The organism is Kribbella italica (assembly GCF_014205135.1).
GTDB lineage: Bacteria > Actinomycetota > Actinomycetes > Propionibacteriales > Kribbellaceae > Kribbella > Kribbella italica.
In genome coordinates this window covers 2,303,694-2,320,118 of sequence record NZ_JACHMY010000001.1, presented here as the reverse complement: position 1 = coordinate 2,320,118, position 16,425 = coordinate 2,303,694, and the positions used below count along the sequence as shown (strand labels likewise).

The 16,425-nt window shown below is 70.3% G+C and carries 15 protein-coding genes; 6 read left to right on the top strand and 9 right to left on the bottom strand.

Going from position 1 to position 16,425, the window contains the following annotated elements:
- The first annotated feature begins 150 nt into the window (after positions 1-150).
- A complete protein-coding gene (locus HDA39_RS10860) occupies positions 151-1,326 on the top strand; it encodes a CapA family protein (protein WP_184795098.1) in 1,176 nt (391 codons plus the stop codon).
- Here HDA39_RS10860 and HDA39_RS10855 read toward each other — a convergent pair.
- A complete protein-coding gene (locus tag HDA39_RS10855; RefSeq protein WP_202892940.1) occupies positions 1,323-2,156 on the bottom strand; it encodes a M28 family metallopeptidase in 834 nt (277 codons plus the stop codon). The two genes, HDA39_RS10860 and HDA39_RS10855, sit on opposite strands and share 4 nt — an antisense overlap.
- A 324-nt stretch (positions 2,157-2,480) precedes the next feature.
- Here HDA39_RS10855 and HDA39_RS10850 point away from each other — a divergent pair, with 324 nt between their 5' ends.
- The 4 genes from HDA39_RS10850 to HDA39_RS10835 all read left to right on the top strand — a co-directional run bounded on the left by HDA39_RS10850 (position 2,481) and on the right by HDA39_RS10835 (position 6,811).
- Positions 2,481-4,259, top strand: coding sequence for a leukotriene A4 hydrolase C-terminal domain-containing protein (locus HDA39_RS10850; protein WP_184795096.1), 1,779 nt, complete (start codon positions 2,481-2,483; stop codon positions 4,257-4,259).
- A gap of 11 nt (positions 4,260-4,270) precedes the next feature.
- Complete coding sequence (locus tag HDA39_RS10845; protein ID WP_184795095.1) at positions 4,271-5,491, top strand: sensor histidine kinase; 1,221 nt, start codon at positions 4,271-4,273, stop codon at positions 5,489-5,491.
- 33 nt (positions 5,492-5,524) lie between these two features.
- On the top strand, positions 5,525-6,178 hold the full coding sequence (locus HDA39_RS10840; protein WP_184795094.1) for a response regulator: 654 nt from the start codon (positions 5,525-5,527) through the stop codon (positions 6,176-6,178).
- Positions 6,179-6,283: 105 nt separating this feature from the next.
- On the top strand, positions 6,284-6,811 hold the full coding sequence (locus tag HDA39_RS10835) for a TrmH family RNA methyltransferase (protein WP_184795093.1): 528 nt from the start codon (positions 6,284-6,286) through the stop codon (positions 6,809-6,811).
- Here the strand turns inward: HDA39_RS10835 and HDA39_RS10830 are convergent.
- The gene (locus HDA39_RS10830) at positions 6,804-7,664 is read right to left on the bottom strand and encodes a GNAT family N-acetyltransferase (RefSeq protein ID WP_184795092.1); all 861 of its coding nucleotides are present in this window, start codon (positions 7,662-7,664) and stop codon (positions 6,804-6,806) included. The two genes, HDA39_RS10835 and HDA39_RS10830, sit on opposite strands and share 8 nt — an antisense overlap.
- A gap of 119 nt (positions 7,665-7,783) precedes the next feature.
- Here HDA39_RS10830 and HDA39_RS10825 point away from each other — a divergent pair, with 119 nt between their 5' ends.
- Entirely contained in the window at positions 7,784-8,449 is a 666-nt protein-coding gene (locus HDA39_RS10825; RefSeq protein WP_184795091.1) for an FCD domain-containing protein, read from the top strand.
- On the opposite strand, the gene HDA39_RS10820 is transcribed toward HDA39_RS10825, so the two are convergent.
- From HDA39_RS10820 to HDA39_RS10790, 7 genes are all read right to left on the bottom strand, one after another.
- Positions 8,446-10,218 carry a gamma-glutamyltransferase family protein gene (locus HDA39_RS10820; RefSeq protein ID WP_184795090.1) on the bottom strand — a complete coding sequence of 591 codons (1,773 nt, stop codon included), beginning with the start codon at positions 10,216-10,218 and terminating at the stop codon, positions 8,446-8,448. The two genes, HDA39_RS10825 and HDA39_RS10820, sit on opposite strands and share 4 nt — an antisense overlap.
- Positions 10,215-11,207, bottom strand: a complete 993-nt coding sequence (locus HDA39_RS10815; RefSeq protein ID WP_184795089.1) for an ABC transporter ATP-binding protein — start codon at positions 11,205-11,207, stop codon at positions 10,215-10,217. Before HDA39_RS10815 ends, HDA39_RS10820 begins: the two co-directional genes overlap by 4 nt.
- Positions 11,204-12,187 (bottom strand): ABC transporter ATP-binding protein, encoded by a 984-nt coding sequence (locus HDA39_RS10810; RefSeq protein ID WP_184795088.1) that lies wholly within the window; start codon positions 12,185-12,187, stop codon positions 11,204-11,206. Before HDA39_RS10810 ends, HDA39_RS10815 begins: the two co-directional genes overlap by 4 nt.
- Complete coding sequence (locus HDA39_RS10805) at positions 12,184-13,068, bottom strand: ABC transporter permease (RefSeq protein ID WP_184795087.1); 885 nt, start codon at positions 13,066-13,068, stop codon at positions 12,184-12,186. Before HDA39_RS10805 ends, HDA39_RS10810 begins: the two co-directional genes overlap by 4 nt.
- Positions 13,068-14,021: an ABC transporter permease gene (locus HDA39_RS10800; RefSeq protein ID WP_184795086.1), complete on the bottom strand. Its 954-nt coding sequence runs from the start codon at positions 14,019-14,021 to the stop codon at positions 13,068-13,070. The genes HDA39_RS10805 and HDA39_RS10800 overlap by 1 nt, the downstream gene beginning before the upstream one ends.
- Before the next feature lie 9 nt (positions 14,022-14,030).
- Positions 14,031-15,704 carry an ABC transporter substrate-binding protein gene (locus HDA39_RS10795; RefSeq protein WP_184795085.1) on the bottom strand — a complete coding sequence of 558 codons (1,674 nt, stop codon included), beginning with the start codon at positions 15,702-15,704 and terminating at the stop codon, positions 14,031-14,033.
- Between the two features lie 172 nt (positions 15,705-15,876).
- The gene (locus HDA39_RS10790; RefSeq protein ID WP_184795084.1) at positions 15,877-16,377 is read right to left on the bottom strand and encodes a GNAT family N-acetyltransferase; all 501 of its coding nucleotides are present in this window, start codon (positions 16,375-16,377) and stop codon (positions 15,877-15,879) included.
- Positions 16,378-16,425 lie beyond the last annotated feature (48 nt).

Sequence of the window (16,425 nt, the reverse complement as noted above, 5' to 3'; positions counted from 1 at the left end):
CGCTGGAGCCTTTGGGTGATGACAGCGGTTGTGACCGCTGGCCTGGTGGGGTGCTCGGAGCCCAGTCGTAGTGAGACTCCTGCGGTCACAGTAACGCCGTCGCCGCCTCCCACGACTCCACCTCCCGTTACCCAAGAGCCGCTGGCGCTGGTGGTTCATCCGACGCGGGCCGTGCAGGACGTCGACCTGGCGACGGCTCGCAAAGTGGCCGCCGGTGGGGTGAAAAGTTGGCGTGGGTTCCGGGTCGTGGCGAGGGTTGAGCAGGTCGCACGCGACGTCGGGGCGCTGGCGGTCGTGCCTGCGTCCAAGGTGTCTCCGGTGGTGCGGCCGTGGACGGTGGCCGGTGTTGATCCGCTGGCTGAGCCGGAGCGATATGCGTTGAAGACCGCAGGCCGTACGCCGGAGCAAGTGGTGAACGTGACGGTCGGCGGGGACGTGATGCTGGGCCGGCGGGTCGCGACCGCGGCCGCGCGGACCGGTGATGTCGCGCGACCGCTTCGGGCGATCGGGCCGCGTCTGAAGGCCGCGGACCTGACGGTGGTGAACCTCGAGAGCACGCTCTCCCGCGCCGGGACCGCGCAGCAGGGTGGCGACTCGTTCGCCGCTCCGCCAGGCGTCGTCGCTGGGTTGAAGGACGTCGGGGTGGACGTCGTGTCGCTGGCCAACAATCACACCGGTGATTTCCAGGACCGTGCGCTCGTCGAGACCGTCCGGCAAGTGCGGGCCGGAGGCATCCAACCGGTCGGTGCCGGGAGCAACTACGCGGAGGCGTCGCGTCCCGTGGTGGTCGCGCGGGACGGCGTACGGTTCGGGTTCCTCGCGTTCAACGCGATCGGCGAGACCCCGCGGGCGACCGCGAACTCACCCGGCGCGTTCGAGTTGCGGATGCCGCCGCGCACCGGGCCGCTCAACCAGTCGGACCTGCGTGCGCTGACGAGCAGCATCCAGGCCCTGCGCAAGCAGGTCGACGTCGTCGTGGTCCTGCCGCACTGGGGTCAGCAGTACACGCACGAGCCGGTGCCAGCGCAGCGGACGGTCGCGGACGCGCTGACGAGAGCCGGTGCCGACCTGGTGATCGGCGGGCACCCGCACTGGGTGCAGAGCGCGCAGTTCAGCACCACTAAGGCCGTGGTCCACTCGCTCGGCAACTTGGTGTTCGACATGGACTCCGCCCAGCAGACGCAGGAGGGTGTGCTGCTCGAGCTGACCTACTGGGGCAAGACGCTCAAGGCCGCGCGCCTGACGCCGTACGTGATCGGTGCGGACTTCAGCCCGCGGGTGGTCACCGGTACTCGCGCCGAGCAGATCCTCGCGGACCTGCGTTAGCCGAGCCAGCTGACGACGACCTTGCCCATCCGGTCGAGCTGAGCAGGGTTGAGGACGTTGGGCAGGTCCCGGGCGCTGTGATAGGCCGCGTACGGCGTACTGCCGAGCCTCGCGCCGGGCAAGCCGGCGCGGACGAACGACCAGTGGTCGCTTGACCTGTTGACACAGGAACGCGTCGGTACGCCGACGCGTGCTGCCGCGGCGAGCAGTTCGTTGCGGGTGGTCACCTGGGCATCAGTGGCCGAGCAGACCGGTACGACGTTGCCGACGCCGACCCGGTCGAGCGAGACCATGCCGCGGACCGCCCGGCGGTGTGCCGCAGGCAGGGAGGCGACGTACGCGCGTGAGCCGTAGTGGTGACGGTTGTCGCCGTCACCACGCGGCTCCTCGGCGCCGAACGCGATGAACACGGTCGGCAGGCGGGCGGCCGAGACACCTCCCGCTCCAGCACCGGTCGGTCGCGGGACCATGGTCTCCGTCGGGAGCGGTGCCGGGCGAAGCGCCAGGGTCTGGGCGGTGTGCAGCAGGACGGCGACGCCCGAGGCGTTGTCCTCGGCGCCAGGAGCTTGCGGGACGGTGTCGAGGTGAGCACCGACGACCAGGTGCGGCTTGGCGGCGTCGAAGCCCGGACGGGTGGCGATGAGGTTCCAGGTCGTGCCGGCGCGGACCGGGACTCCCCAGGACTCACCTGCAGGAACCTGCAACTTCTGCCGCCGTACTTGATAGCCCGCGGCGACGAATCGTTGCTCCAGCCAGGTCAGGGCCTGCAGATAGGTGGTGCTGGTCGCCTCTCGCGGTCCGAGCCCGGCCAGGCGGCGGACGGTCGCCATGGGGGAGTCGACGACAACAGGAGATGCTGGAGGAGCAGAAGGCCGCACAGAAGTCGGCGGAGACGCTGGCGCAGAGGTCGGCGGGGAAGGCGGCGGTGTGGTCGGCGCGGGCGTCACAGTGCTGCTGGTGCAGGCGGTTGCCGCCAGCAGGGTCAGCAGGACGGTGATGCGCATGCCTCCATCGTGCCCCTGCCGGGCAACTTGGCACGGTGCTGCCCCTGGCTCTAATCGGCCGCGTCATCGGCCTGTCGGCTGGGTAATGTCCTGCGAACGACGTCTGCGAACGACCGCGGCGAATGACCCCTGAAAGCCTCGGGAGCCCCTGTGACCCACGATCGCCACTCCTACGCCGAACCGGCTCTGGTGCGCACCACCCACCTGGACCTGGAGCTGGACCTCGACTTCGCGAGCAAGGTGCTGGTCGGGACCGCCACGCACACGCTGGCCTGGAGTGGGCCCGGCGACCGCCTCATCCTGGACAGCCGGGACCTGACCGTCCTGCAGGTCGAGGGCTCGACAGCCGACGGCTGGGAGCCGCTGGAGCACAACCTGGCTTTCCCGGACGACGAGCTGGGCTCGGCACTCACCATCCGCACCGCCGGGCACGAGCAGGTCCGCGTGAGCTACCGGACCGCGCCGACGGCGACCGGACTGCAGTGGCTGGAGCCGGAGATGACCGCGGGCGGCGTACTGCCGTTCATGTTCAGCCAGTCGCAGGCGATCCACGCGCGCAGCTGGGTCCCGGTGCAGGACACCCCCGGCGTCCGCTTCAGCTACGCCGCCCACGTGACCGCGCCGCCCGAGCTGATGGTGCTGATGAGTGCCGACAACGGCACTCAGTCCCGCCGCACCGGCTCGTACGACGTGGTGATGCCGGAGCCGATCCCGTCGTACCTGCTGGCGATCGCGGCCGGTGACCTGGTGTTCGAGCCGATCGGTGAGCGGGCCGGCGTCTGGGCCGAGCCGGAGATGGCCAAGCGGGCCGCGACCGAGTTCAGCGACACCGAGGAGATGATGCGGGTCACCGAGGCCTTGTTCGGACCGTACCGCTGGGGCCGGTACGACGTGCTCGTGCTCCCGCCCTCCTTCCCGTACGGCGGCATGGAGAACCCGCGGATGACCTTCGCGACGCCGACCGTGGTGATCGGCGACAAGTCCCTGGTCAGCGTGATCGCGCACGAGCTGGCACACAGCTGGTCGGGCAACCTGGTCACCCAGGACAGCTGGGACGACATCTGGCTCAACGAGGGCTTCACGTCGTACGTGGAGAACCGGATCGTCGAGGCGGTCTACGGCACCGAGCTGGCGGTCATGGAGACCGCCATCAAGCAGCACTCGACCGTGCTCAAGCTGGACCCGCTCACCCCGGCCCAGCTGGCGGTGGAGCTGCCCGGGCTGAACCACGGCACGGAGTACCACGGCACCACGTCGCTGGGCCCGCTGAAGGGCTCGTGGTTCCTGTCCTGGCTGGAGGAGCGGTTCGGGCGCGAGGTGTTCGACCCGTTCCTGCGCGGCTACTTCGACCGGTTCGCGTTCCGCAGCATCAACTCCGAGGACTTCGTGGCGCACCTGCAGGCGCACCTGCTGACGCCCCGGCCCGGTGTGGTCACGGCGGACGAGGTAGCGGCCTGGCTGGACGAGCCCGGCATCCCGCAGTTCGCCGCACGGGCGCAGTCGGACCGCTTCGAGGTCGTGGACCGGCTGCGCGACAGCTGGCTGAGCACCGGTGAGCTGCCGGCCGGTGGCAAGACCTGGACGACGCAGGAGTGGCTGCGCTTCCTGGACGCCGCTCCGGACGTGCTGAGCGCCGAGCAGCTGCAGGAGCTCGACCGCGAGTTCAGCCTGACCGGTACGGCGAACGGCGAGATCGCCCGCCGCTGGTACTCGATCGTTGCCGCCAGCGCCTACACCCCGGCGTACGACGAGCTGGCGACGTTCCTGACCCGGGTCGGCCGGATGAAGCTGGTGCTGCCGGTCTACCGGGCGCTGAGCGGGTCGGAGGCCGGCCGGGAGTTCGCGGCACGAGTATTCGCGACCGCGCAGCCGGGCTACCACCCGATCACCACCGCAGCGGTCCAGAAGATCCTGGCCGCGAGGAGCTAACGTCTGGGGGTATGTCGACGGAACTCGATCGCCCAGGAGTCGTGGCGGCGCTGTTCAGGCCCGGCTCACGCGCCGCGCCGGGACAAGGCCGCCGTACGCCGCGGGACTGGGTGGTCGACACGCTGTTCGTGCTCCTGGCCGCCGGGATCAGCCTGCTGGGGAGCGAACCGGGACCCAACGCCAAGCTGCCGGCAGTCCCGGAGCAGCTGAACTTCTGGTTGGGGCTGGTCGCTGCGCTGACCCTGCTGCTGCGGAGGCGGTGGCCGGTTGAGCTGGTGGTGGTGCTGACGGTGGTCTCGGTGTTCGTTCCGGCGGTCGGAGCGGCCAGCGGCCCGGCGCTGTTCAGCGTTGCCGTGCACCGGCGGCCCGCGGTGAGCGTGGCTTCCCTGGTGCTGGCGGTGGTGTCGGCGGTGGTGCAGTTCTGGTTGTACCCCATCAAGGTTGCGGGCGTTGAGCAGAACTACCTGTTCGGTGCCGGCTTCACGGCACTGTTCTGCATGGCTCTGGTGGCGTGGGGCATCGTCGTACGGACCAGGCGGCAGCTGCTGCTGTCCATGGAGGAGCGGGCGCGGCGGGCCGAGTCGGAGCAGGAACTGCGGGTCGAGCAGGGCCGGCGGCGCGAGCGGGAGCGGATCGCCCGGGAGATGCACGACGCGCTCGGGCACCGGCTGTCGCTGCTGAGCGTGCACGCCGGGGCGCTGGAGTTCCGGCCGGACATGCCGCCGGACGAGCTGGCGGTGACGGCCGGCGTGATCCGGGCGACCGCGCGGGAGTCCATGGACGACCTGCGGGAGATCGTCGGCGTACTGCGTGGGCCGGGGCTGAGCGATCCGGGCGGCCGGCGGCCGCAGCCGGGGATCGGGGAGATCGCCGAGCTGGTGGAGGAGTCGGAGGCGGCGGGGATGACGGTCCGGTTCGAGCCGCTGGCGGGTGAGGCGGACGGGCTGCCGGCAACCACTGGGCGGCACGGGTACCGGATTGTGCAGGAGGCCCTCACCAACGCGCGCAAGCATGCGCCGGGGTCCCTGGTGCGGGTGGAGCTGACTGGTGGGCCGGGCGACGGCCTGACGATCGAGGTGCGGAACAGGCTGACCCCTGGGGTGGCTGTGCCTGGGTCGCAGGTCGGTCTGGTGGGTCTGGCTGAGCGGGCGACGCTTGCTGGAGGGCGGCTGGAGCACCACGTCAGGGCAGGTGAGTTCCAGCTGACCGCCTGGCTGCCTTGGCCTGCCTGACCACTGACGCACTGAACCGCCTAGTCTGTGGGCATGGCTGTTCGGGTGGTGCTGGTCGACGACGATCCGTTGGTGCGTGCCGGGCTGAAGACCATGCTCGGCGGTGCGGCGGAGCTGGAGATCATCGGCGACGCGGCGGACGGCCGGGCGGCGATCGCCACGGTCGGCGAGCTGCGGCCGGACGTCGTCCTGATGGACATCACGATGCCGGTGATGGACGGCCTGACCGCGACCGAGGCCGTACGGCGGCTGCCGGACGCGCCGGAGGTGGTCATCCTGACGACGTTCGGGTCCGAGAAGTACCTGCTGCAGGCGCTGCGGGCCGGCGCGGCCGGGTTCCTGCTGAAGGACTCGGCGCCGCGCGAGATCGTCGAGGCGGTCGTCCGGGTCGCCGAGGGCGAGCCGATCCTGTCCGGCGGCGTCACCCGGCACCTGATGGACTACGTCGCCGGTGACGACGGCGGCCCCCGCCGCGACGAGGCCGTCTCGGCACTGGCCAAGCTCACCGACCGTGAACGCGACGTCGCCGCAGCCGTTGCCGAAGGCAAGAGCAACGCCGAGATCGCCACCGCGCTCGACCTCGGCGTCGCCACCGTCAAGACCCATCTGACGCGCATCCTCACCAAGCTCGATCTCAACAACCGGGTCCAGATCGCCCTGCTGGCCCACGACGCCGATCTCGCCTAACCTGGACCTCGACAGCGCCCGACGGGGCGCTGCGGACGATGGCCCCGGTGCGCCGCGAAGCACCGCTCACATGACGAACTCCGGGAGGGTCGCTCCCACGGCCCGATGAGCGCGCCTCAGGTGCGGACCCGCAGCCGCAAGGACCTGCGCCGCCAGCGCCGCCGCCGCTCGCACGCCTGTTGGGACCACCTGCTGGTCGCGCCGCTCTGGCCGATGCACAACGTCAACCTCGGCACGTTGCTGCGGACCTGCGACGCCGCCGGTGCGTGCCTGGCGGTGCCGAAACTGCCGTGGGTGCCTGACGCCCTGGCACGAGGAAACACTTTGCGCACAAGGAGCTGTGTGCACTGGACCGGGCACAACCCGGTGCAGTGGCTGGCGGATCAGCGGCAGCGTGACGACACCACTGTTCTCGGCGTGGAGCTGGCCGAGGACGCCGTACGGCTGGCGGACCTGCCGCCCGCGCGGAGCAGGACGATCGCCGTACTCGGGCACGAGCAGACAGGGATTCCGCCGGAGGCGCTCGACCAGCTGGACCAGGTGGTGGAGATCCCGATGATCGGGACCGGCGCCAGCCTGAACGTCGCCGTGGCCGGTTCGCTCGTGCTGTACCGGCTGGCTGGGCTCAGCTGAGCTGCAGCTGGTAGCGGTGGAGCTGGTGGGTCTCCCGGTAGCCGAGCGAGTCGTTGGTGCGGCGCATGGCGTCGTTGGTGGCGGCGGTGTCGGTGAGAAGACCGGCCAGCTTCGGGTGGCGGATGATGGTCTGGCGGATCTGCTCGGCTTTGAGCCAGCGGGCCAGGCCGTGGCCGCGGTGGGCGGGGACGACGGCCGTGCCGTAGTGCTGGGCGTCTCCCTGGCCGTCGCCTGGTACGACGAGCTCGGTGTAGGCGACCACCTCGCCGGTGGACTCGTCCAGAGCTGCCACTGTCTCCAGCAGGTCGCCGCGCTGCGCCACGGCCTCGGCGGCCTGCCTGCTGCGTTCCACGTCCCAGGTCTCGTCGCCGTACGCGATGTCGCCGACCGGAGCGTCGCTCATCGCGCCACGCGCATCGGTGAAGGACTCGATCAGGCCCTCCGGCGGTACGCCGGTCCAGGAGGTCAGCCGGTAGCCGGCCACCGGACTGATGGACGGCTTGGCGTCCGCCAGGGTCAGACGGGTGTAGACGAGCTGCAGGGCGACAGCGAAGCCACGAGCTGCGAGGAAGTGATCACCAGCCGACCCGACCGTCGCGTCGGCCAGCACAGTGGTCGCGTCGTTCTCAGAAGCGCCCTGCAACGCTGCGTCGAGCAGGCGCGAGCCGATGCCCTGGCGGCGGTCCGCCGGGTGCACGGAAAGCTCCAGCTCGGCCAGGTGCTCGTGGGTCGGCTTGCTGTTCAGCCGCAGGTACGCCGAACCGACCGGGTGGTCGCCGGACGCCAGCCAGACCAGCCGGCGGCTGAACGGCCGGTAGTCGGGGTCGGTCAACGGCGTGATCGTTATGGACAAGCCGTCAACGTATCCAGCCGCACCGGCAGGCGGCAAACGGGTTCTCCGGCCCGCGGTCCGGTACGGTGCTGGCGGATCGTGCCACGCGACGGCACGGCCGACTGAGAGGGGAGTCCGGGGTGGACCAGCAGTACGGGGGCGGGCAGGTGCGCACGATCGGTGCGGACCACATCGCGCTCAGGGAGCAGGTACTGAGCGAGCTGCGGCGCCGGATCGTCGACGGCGACTACGCCCAGGGCGAGCGACTGACCGAGAACAGGCTGGCCGACGACTTCGGCGTCTCCCGCAACCCGGTCCGCGAGGCGCTGCGCGTGGTGGAGAGCGAGGGGTTCGTCGAGATCCTCCCGCGCCGCGGTGCCGTCGTCGCGACGCTGGACGAGACAGCGATCCGCGATCTGTTCGCCGTACGGAAGCAGCTGGAGACGCTGGCGGCCGGACTGGCTGCCGAGCGGGCCACGGAGGAAGACGTCGCCAGACTGCGTGCCCTGCTGGCCGAGGCCAACGCCGCGACCGACGCGGAGGACTTCGCCCGGGTCGCCGAGCTGAACAGCGAGCTGCACGTCGCAGTGATCGACATCAGTGGCAACCGCTGGCTGGCGTCGCTGTCGTCAGCCATGTACCACCACGTGCACTGGGTGTTCCGGGTCGGCGCAGCGCAGCGCGCGCCGCACTCCTGGGAGGAACACATCCGCCTGGTCGACGCCATCGCAGCCGGCGACGCCGATGCCGCAGTGGCCGCTGCCAGCGCTCACATCGACGCAGCGGCCGCCGCAGCCCTGAGCTAGCGACCCACGGCGTACCCCTGCATGCCGCGGGGGTTCGCACCGGCCGACAGGACGCCACCAGGCTCACGGCCGACCGCGCACAGCCGCCCAAGGCTCCACGCGTCCGACTCGGTGATGACGTGCCCACGGCGTACCAGCTCGTCGCGGACTGCCGTGCCCAAGCGGGACTCGATCACCAGCCCGCCGGGCTCGCTGGCCCGCGGGTAGAACGACGAGGGGAAGCCGGTGGTGTGCCAGGCCGGTGCGTCGATGGCCTCCTGCAGGTCCTGCCCGCCGGCCAGCGTCCGCAGCAGGAACAGCAACTGCCACTGGTCCTGCTGGTCACCACCGGGCGACCCACAAGCCAGCACCGGTACGCCGTCGCGCAGCACGAGCGTCGGTGTCAGCGTGGTGCGCGGCCGCTTGCCCGGAGCCAGCGACGACGCCAGCCCCTCCTCCAGCCAGAACATCTGCGCCCGGCTGCCCAGTGGGAACCCGAGCGACGGGATCACCGGCGACGACTGCAGCCAGCCGCCACTCGGCGTGGCGGAGATGACGTTGCCCCACCGGTCCGCCACGTCGACGTGGCAGGTGTCGCCGCGTGTCCCGCCGTCAGGGGCGACGGTCGGCTCACCAACCGTCGCGTCGACAGCCGCACCGCTGGTCGTCACCGAAGGCAGCCGCGGCTTCCGTCCGTCGGGCTGACCGGGCCGCAGCTCCAGCGAGGCGTCCGGACCAACCAGTGCGGCCCGTGCAGCGGAGTACGCGGGGGAGAGCAGCGTCTTCAGCGGTACGTCGGCGCCGTCGCCGTACCAGGCCTCGCGGTCGGCGTACGACAGCTTCATGACCTCGACGGTCGTGTGGACGGCGTCCGCACTGGTCAGGTCGAGGTCACCAGGGTCACCAAGCTCAGCCAGTACGGCGAGCGACTGCAGCAGCGCAGGGCCCTGGCCCCACGGGCCCGTCTTGGCAACGGTGTGCCCGTGCCAGTCCAGCGTCGCCGCGTCCTCCCACGTCGCAGTGAAGGCAGCCATGTCGGCGCCGGTGATCAGTCCGGCGTGGTCCTCGCCGCTGGAGTCCCGGTGCGGCAGCTTCGAGAAGGCGTCGACGGCCTCGGCCACGAAGCCCTCACGCCAGGCCAGCCGAGCGGCCTCGATCTGCGCGACCAGGTCTGAGCCGGCTGACTCACCGCTGACGACCAGCCGCTCCAGCGTGTCGGCGTACGCGGTGTTCTTGATCAGCTCTTTCGGCGCGGGCGGGCGGCCGTTGGGCAGCCAGACAGCGGCCGAGGTCGGCCAGTGCTCGGTGAACAGCTGCCGCACGGTCTCAACAGTGTCACCGACGCGTGCGACGACCGGGTGCCCGTTACGGGCGTAGTCGATCGCAGGCTCGAGCACAGTGCGCAGCGGCAGCGTGCCGTGGTCTCTGAGCAGCAGGAGCCAGGCGTCGACGGCACCAGGGACTGTCGCCGCGAGGGGACCTGACCCGGGGACCAGATCGAGGCCCAGTGACTTGTAGTGGTCGATGGTCGCGCCGGCCGGTGCCACGCCCTGACCGGCGAGCACTCGCGGCGTCGGGTCACCAGCGGTCGCGACGATCGCCGGCACCTCGCCACCCGGGCCGTTGAGGTGCGGCTCGACCACGTGCAGCACGAACCCGGCGCAGGCGGCCGCGTCGAACGCGTTGCCGCCGAGCTCCAGGATCCGCATCGCCGACTGGGACGCCAGCCAGTGCGTGGACGAGACCATCCCGAACGTGCCGCGCAGCGTGGGCCGGGTGGTGAAGGTCATCGGGCAGCTCCTGTGTCGGTGGTGTCCTGCGTACGTCGTACGTCCGGGCCGGTGCCGTCGTCGTTCACCAGGTGGCACGCGACCCGGTGTCCACCCTCGCCGATCACCCGGGACTCCGGGACGACTGTCCGGCATCTGTCCACTGCCACCGGGCACCGGGTGTGGAACCGGCAGCCGTCGGGCGGGTCGATCGGTGAGGGCAGGTCGTCGCCGAGCAGTACGGGCACTCTGGCCCGCTGGGTCGTCGGGTCGGGCACCGGAGCGGCCGACAGCAACGCCTGCGTGTACGGATGAGCCGGTACGCCGAAGATGCGCTCCCGCGGGCCCTGCTCGACCAGCTGACCCAGGTACATCACTGCGACCTCGTCGGCCAGGTACTCGACAGCGGACAGGTCGTGGGTGATGAACAGGCAGGCGAACCCCAGGTCCCGCTGCAGGTCCGCCAGAAGGTTGAGCACCGACGCCTGCACGGAGACGTCCAGTGCGCTGGTGGGCTCGTCGGCGACCAGCAGACTCGGCTTGGAGATCAGGGCGCGAGCAATGCTCACCCGCTGGCGCTGACCGCCGGACAGCTCGTGCGGTGAACGGTGTGCGACCTCCGGCCGGAGTCCGACCCGGCGGAGCGAGTCGGCAACCGGTCCGGCGGTGTCACGCTGCCGCATGAGCCGGAGTGGTTCGCTGACGATGTCGCCGACCGACAGCCGCGGGTCCAGCGAGCCGGCCGGGTCCTGGAACACGATGGACACGTCCCGGCGGTGCTTGCGGAGCTGGCGGCGGTTGAGGTGAGTGATGTCGGCGTCAGCGAGGCGGACTGTCCCACCGGTTGGTTCCAGCAGCCGGACGATGCAGCGGCCGACCGTGGACTTGCCGGAGCCGCTCTCGCCGACCAGGGCGACCACTGTGCCCTTGCGGATCTGCAGTGAGACCCCGTCGACGGCTCTGACCGGGCCGAAGTGCATGACCAGGTCTTCGATCTCGAGTGCGTTCATCGGGCCTCCACCGGCTCACGGACCGGGTTCCAGCACGCCACCTGGTGAGCACCTGCGGTCAGGAGCGGCTGCTCCGTCGTGCAGGTGTCGAGTGCTCGGGGGCAGCGGTCGGCGAACGTGCACGCGTCGGGCTGCTCAGCGAGGACCGGCACCAGGCCGGGGATCTCGTTGAGGCGGTCGCTGCCCGCGTGGCGTCCGGCCGACGGCGATGCTCCGAGCAGCCCGGCGGTGTAGGGGTGAGTGGGGTGGGCGAACAGGTCGTGAACCTCGGCGGTCTCGACCACGCGGCCGGCGTACATGACGGCGACCCGGTCGGCGAGGTCCGCGACGACACCGAGGTCGTGCGTGATCAGCACGATGCTGGTGCCGAGCCGCTCGCGCAGACCACGCAGTACGTCGAGGATGCCGGCCTGGATGGTGACGTCGAGCGCGGTGGTCGGCTCGTCGGCGATCAGCACCTTCGGGTCGCAGGCGACGGCCATCGCGATCATCACGCGCTGCCGCATGCCGCCGGACAGCTGGTGCGGGTAGTCGTCGACGCGGCGGTCGGCCGACGGGATGCCGACCAGCTTGAGCAGCTCGACGGCGCGCTTGCGGGCGGCCGACCGGGACAGCCCGTTGTGGACGCCGAGCACTTCGCCGATCTGCCGGCCGACGGTGAAGACCGGGTTCAGCGAGGTCATCGGCTCCTGGAAGATGTACGCGATCTCGCGGCCGCGGATCGACCGCAGGGTGCGCTTGTCGGCGCCGATCAGCTCGACGCCGTCGAGCTGGACCGAGCCGTCGACGGTCGCCGAGCGGGGGAGGAGACCGGCCAGGCTCATCGCAGTGACGCTCTTGCCGCAACCGGACTCACCGACCACCGCGAGAACTTCGCCGTCGGCAACCTCGAAGTCGACTTTGTCGACGGCTGAGATTCGTCCGTCCTCAGTACGGAAGCTGACCGACAGGTTGTGCACTTTCAGCACAGGGCCGTTCATCGGCGGCTCGCTTTCGGGTCGAGGGCGTCGCGCAGGCTGTCGCCGACGATGTTGAACGCGAGCACCAGCAACATGATCGCCAGCCCCGGCATCACCGCCGCCCACGGCGCCCGGGTCGCGAACTGCTGCGCGTCAGACAGCATCGTGCCGAGGCTCGGCGCGGGCGGCTGGATGCCGAGCCCGAGGAACGACAGCACCGCCTCGCCGAGGATCGCGGCCGGGATCGCGACGGTGGCCTGCACGATCACCACCGACGCGGCGTTCGGCAGGATGTGCCGCCCGAGCACCCACAGATCGCCCGCACCCTCGACGATCGCGGCCGCGACGAAGTCGAGCGACTTCAGCCGCAGCGTCTCCGACCGGACGATCCGGATCACGCCGGGGATCTGCGCGATCCCGATCGCGATCGCCGCGTTGCCGAGACTCGCACCGCGGATCGCGGCCAGGCCGACCGCCAGGATCAGGAACGGGAAGGCCAGCACGAGATCGGTGAACCGCGAGATCAGCGCGTCGACGGTCCGGAAGTACCCGGCCATCAACCCGAGTGGTACGCCGATCACCAGCGACGTCGCGACCGCCAGCAGCCCGACGTGCAGCGACGCCCGCAGCCCGAACATGATCCTGGCCAGCACGTCACGGCCGAGGTCGTCGGTGCCGAGCAGGTAGCCCGGCGTACCGGGTGGGCCGAAGACCTCGTCGAGGTGGGTGTCGGTTGGTTCGTGCGGCGCGAGCCATGGGGCGAACACCGCGACGACGACCGCGATGACCAGGACGACCAGACCGGCGATCGCCAGCGGGTTGCGCAGCATCCGCTTGACCACTTTGCGGCGGCGCGACGACAACGGCGTACCGGCCGTCACTGTCACATCGGCGACGGCCATCACGCTTCACCCCTCACACGGATCCGCGGATCGATCACCGAGTAGAGCAGGTCGACCAGCAGGTTGATCACGATGTACGCCGTGGCGGTGACCAGCACGACGGCCTGGATCACCGGGTAGTCGCGCTGGAAGACCGAGTCGACGGTCAGCTTGCCGAAACCGGGCAGCGCGAAGATCCGCTCGGTCACGACCGCGCCGGAGATCAGCGCGCCGAGCTGCAGCCCGACGATCGTGACGACCACGATCAGGCTGTTGCGCAGCGCGTGCCGGCCGATCACCGCGCTGGGCTTCAGGCCCTTGGCCTCGGCGGTCCGGATGTAGTCGGCCGAGAGAGCGTCGAGCATCGACGACCGCGTCTGCCGCATGATCACGGCCGCCAGCCCGGTGCCGAGAATGAAGGCGGGCAGCACCAGGTGATGCAGGTTGGCGACCGGGTCGCTGAAGAAGGGCACGAAGCCCGACGCCGGGAACAGTCCCATCGCCACCGACAGGTAGAGGATCGCCATCAGGCCGAGCCAGAAGTTCGGCACCGACAGACCGAGCAGGGCGAGCGCGTTCGCGGCCCACTCGGCCGGGCGGCCGCGCTGTACGGCGGCGACCACGCCCGCGCCGATGCCGATCACGCCGGCGATCAGGATCGCCAGGAACGACAGCTCGAGCGTCACCGGGAGAGCGCTCTTCAGCATCCCGGTCACGCTCTCGCCCGTCCTGATCGACGTCCCGAGATCACCTCGTACGGCGTGACTGACGAACTGCCAGAACTGCACCAGCAGCGAGTCGTCGAGGCCGTACTGCTCGCGGATCGCGCGCAGCGACTCCGGATCGCGGTCCTCCCCGGCCAGCGCCAGCGCCGGGTCGCCGGGCAGCGCCCGGACCCCGAGGAACACCACAATTGTTGCCAGCAGCAACGTCACCGCCGACTGCCAGAGCCGGCCGAGCAGGTAGCGACGCATCGCCCCCGCCTACTTCGCGAAGCCGGCGAAGGCGGTCCGGATCACCCCGTCCGGGTAGGTCTGGACGCCGAGCACCTTCTTGCTGACGCCGGTCAGGTTGCGCTGGCGGTACATGTAGATCAGCGGGTCGTCCTGCTGGAGCTTGGTCACGACGTCGCCGTACAGCTTGATCCGCTCGGCCTGGTCCTTGGCCTGCCGGGCGTCGGTGAGCAGCTTGTCCACGTCCGGACTGTTGTAGCCGGCAACGTTCTGGCTGCCGCCGGTGCCGACGAAGTTGAAGATGTTGGCGTCCGGGTCGACCCGGCCCGACCAGCCGAGCTGCAGCAGCTCGAAGTCTCCACGGTCCTGCTGGTCCAGCAGCGACGCGTACTCGACCGGCTTGATCACCAGCTCGAAACCACCCTCCTTGACCATCGCCTGCAGCGCCTGGGCCAGCCGCAACGAGTCCGGGTTGTTCGAGGTGATCATCTCCACCTTGTACGGCGTGGTGACGCCGGCCTGGCCGAGCAGCTCCTTCGCCTTGGCCGGGTCGTGCGCCGGGCAGGCCTGCGCCGCCTCGCTGGTGAACTCGCTCTTCGGCGAGATCGGCGAGCAGGCGACGGTGTTCAGCCCGTTGAAGATCGTCTTCACCAGCGACTCGCGGTCGATCGACGCCTCCAGCGCCTGCCGGACCCGTGGGTCCTTGGCGATCGGCGTGTCAAGCTGCTTGACCGGGTTGCCGATGCCCTCGGCGTTGCCGACGTTGATGGTCAGGCCCTGGTAGCCCAGCGACTGCGACTGCAGGACCGACATGCTGTCGTCCTTCTGCAGCTCGGGCGCGTCCTGCGTGGACAGTGAGTCGGCGATCTGGGCGTCACCGGAGCGCAGGTTCGCCGAGCGGATGCTGGAGTCGGTGATGATCCGGTACTCGATCGCGTCCAGGTGCACCTTGGCCGCGTCGTAGTACAGCGGGTCCTTGACCACCTTGATCGAGTTCTGCGCGACCCGGCTGGAGAACTTGAACGGGCCGACGCAGGTCGGCGCGGTGGAGAAGTTCGCGCCCAGCTTGGAGACCGCGGCCGGGCTCAGCACCATCCCGGCCCGGTCGGCCAGCGCGGCGGTCAGCGGCGCGAAAGGCTTCGACAGCTTGATCACGACGGTCTTCGGGTCCGGCGTCTCGACGCCGCTGATCGGGCCGAGCTCGCTCTTGCGGCCGGAACCGGCCAGCGTCAGACCGCGCTCGATCGAGCCCTTCACGGCCGCTGAGTCCAGCGTTCCGCCGTCGGCGAACTTCACGCCCTCGCGCAGCGGGATGGTCAGGCTCAGCCCGTCGGCCGCGACGGTCGGCAGCGCGGTCGCCAGCTGCGGCACGATCTTGGCATCCGGGCCGAGGTCGTACAGCTTCTCGCACATGGTGTGGAAGACGTAGCGCGAGTACAGGCTGCGCGACAGCGTCGGGTCGAGCTTGTCGGGATCGGCGGAGAGCGCGACCGTGAGCGTTCCGCCGGGCTTGACCTGGGCGGCGTCCGCGGCGTCGCCGAAGACGTCCTGGGTCGAGCTGGTCTGGTCACCGCCGGTCTGCTCGTCGTTCGACTCGACCGGTGAGCAGGCGGTGGCCGCGAGGACCAGCGCGAGCAGCGCGGCCGGGGGAGCGGTTCTCCGCCAGCTGGAACGGTTCAGTGGCGACGGAGTTCGACGGAACATTTCGTCCTCCAGGGGATGAGCGGTTCCGTTGACTGTTTCATGTATACAAGGCAGGCGCGCAAGGGGTTCGGCGAGTTTGCGGCAACCTTTTACCGATTCGGTGCCGCCGCCGGGTGAAGGATTTCCTGCGCTGTCGCGCCTGGTCCCGGAGGGGAACAGGCGCGACCACGGATCAGGCGTCCCAGCCGGACGGGTAGTGGATCGTCCCACGGGGGAGTGGCCGGCCGGGATCAAGCCCGAGGGCCATTTGGGCGGGGCCGTCGTGCTCGCCGTGAATGCCGAACTCGGTCGCCGGACGGAAACCGAAGCGCGGGTAGTACTCGGGATGCCCCAGGAGAACGACCGCGTGCTCACCTGCGTCCCGGGCAGCGTCCAGAGCGGCACGAATCGTCGCGCTGCCCGCACCGGTGCGCTGGTACGCCGGGAGCACGGCGACCGGGCCGAGCACGAGCGCCGGGGATTCGTCGATGTGGCAACGACTCAGCAAGGCGTGGGCAACGACCTCGTCGTCCCGCGTCGCGACGTACGAGAGCGCGGGGAGCCACGCCGTGGAAGCGCGCAGCCGGATGACGATGTCAGGCTCGTAGCGACGCCCGAACGCGTGGAAGTTGACGGCGTCGATCGCCGCGAGGTCAGCGCCGGTTTCGGCGCGGGTGGTCCAGGTGATGGACAACGGAAAAGCCTTTCGACCAGAGGGAGTTAGGCATGAAGGAGTTGGGCA

Bases quoted from the DNA above. Each gene is read 5' to 3' on its own strand.
- HDA39_RS10800 (WP_184795086.1), bottom strand. From the start codon at position 14,021: ATGCGTCGCTACCTGCTCGGCCGGCTCTGGCAGTCGGCGGTGACGTTG.
- HDA39_RS10795 (WP_184795085.1), bottom strand. From the start codon at position 15,704: ATGTTCCGTCGAACTCCGTCGCCACTGAACCGTTCCAGCTGGCGGAGA.
- HDA39_RS10810 (WP_184795088.1), bottom strand. From the start codon at position 12,187: ATGAACGGCCCTGTGCTGAAAGTGCACAACCTGTCGGTCAGCTTCCGT.
- HDA39_RS10845 (WP_184795095.1), top strand. From the start codon at position 4,271: ATGTCGACGGAACTCGATCGCCCAGGAGTCGTGGCGGCGCTGTTCAGG.
- HDA39_RS10840 (WP_184795094.1), top strand. From the start codon at position 5,525: ATGGCTGTTCGGGTGGTGCTGGTCGACGACGATCCGTTGGTGCGTGCC.
- HDA39_RS10855 (WP_202892940.1), bottom strand. From the start codon at position 2,156: ATGGCGACCGTCCGCCGCCTGGCCGGGCTCGGACCGCGAGAGGCGACC.
- HDA39_RS10815 (WP_184795089.1), bottom strand. From the start codon at position 11,207: ATGAACGCACTCGAGATCGAAGACCTGGTCATGCACTTCGGCCCGGTC.
- HDA39_RS10820 (WP_184795090.1), bottom strand. From the start codon at position 10,218: ATGACCTTCACCACCCGGCCCACGCTGCGCGGCACGTTCGGGATGGTC.
- HDA39_RS10805 (WP_184795087.1), bottom strand. From the start codon at position 13,068: ATGGCCGTCGCCGATGTGACAGTGACGGCCGGTACGCCGTTGTCGTCG.
- HDA39_RS10835 (WP_184795093.1), top strand. From the start codon at position 6,284: ATGAGCGCGCCTCAGGTGCGGACCCGCAGCCGCAAGGACCTGCGCCGC.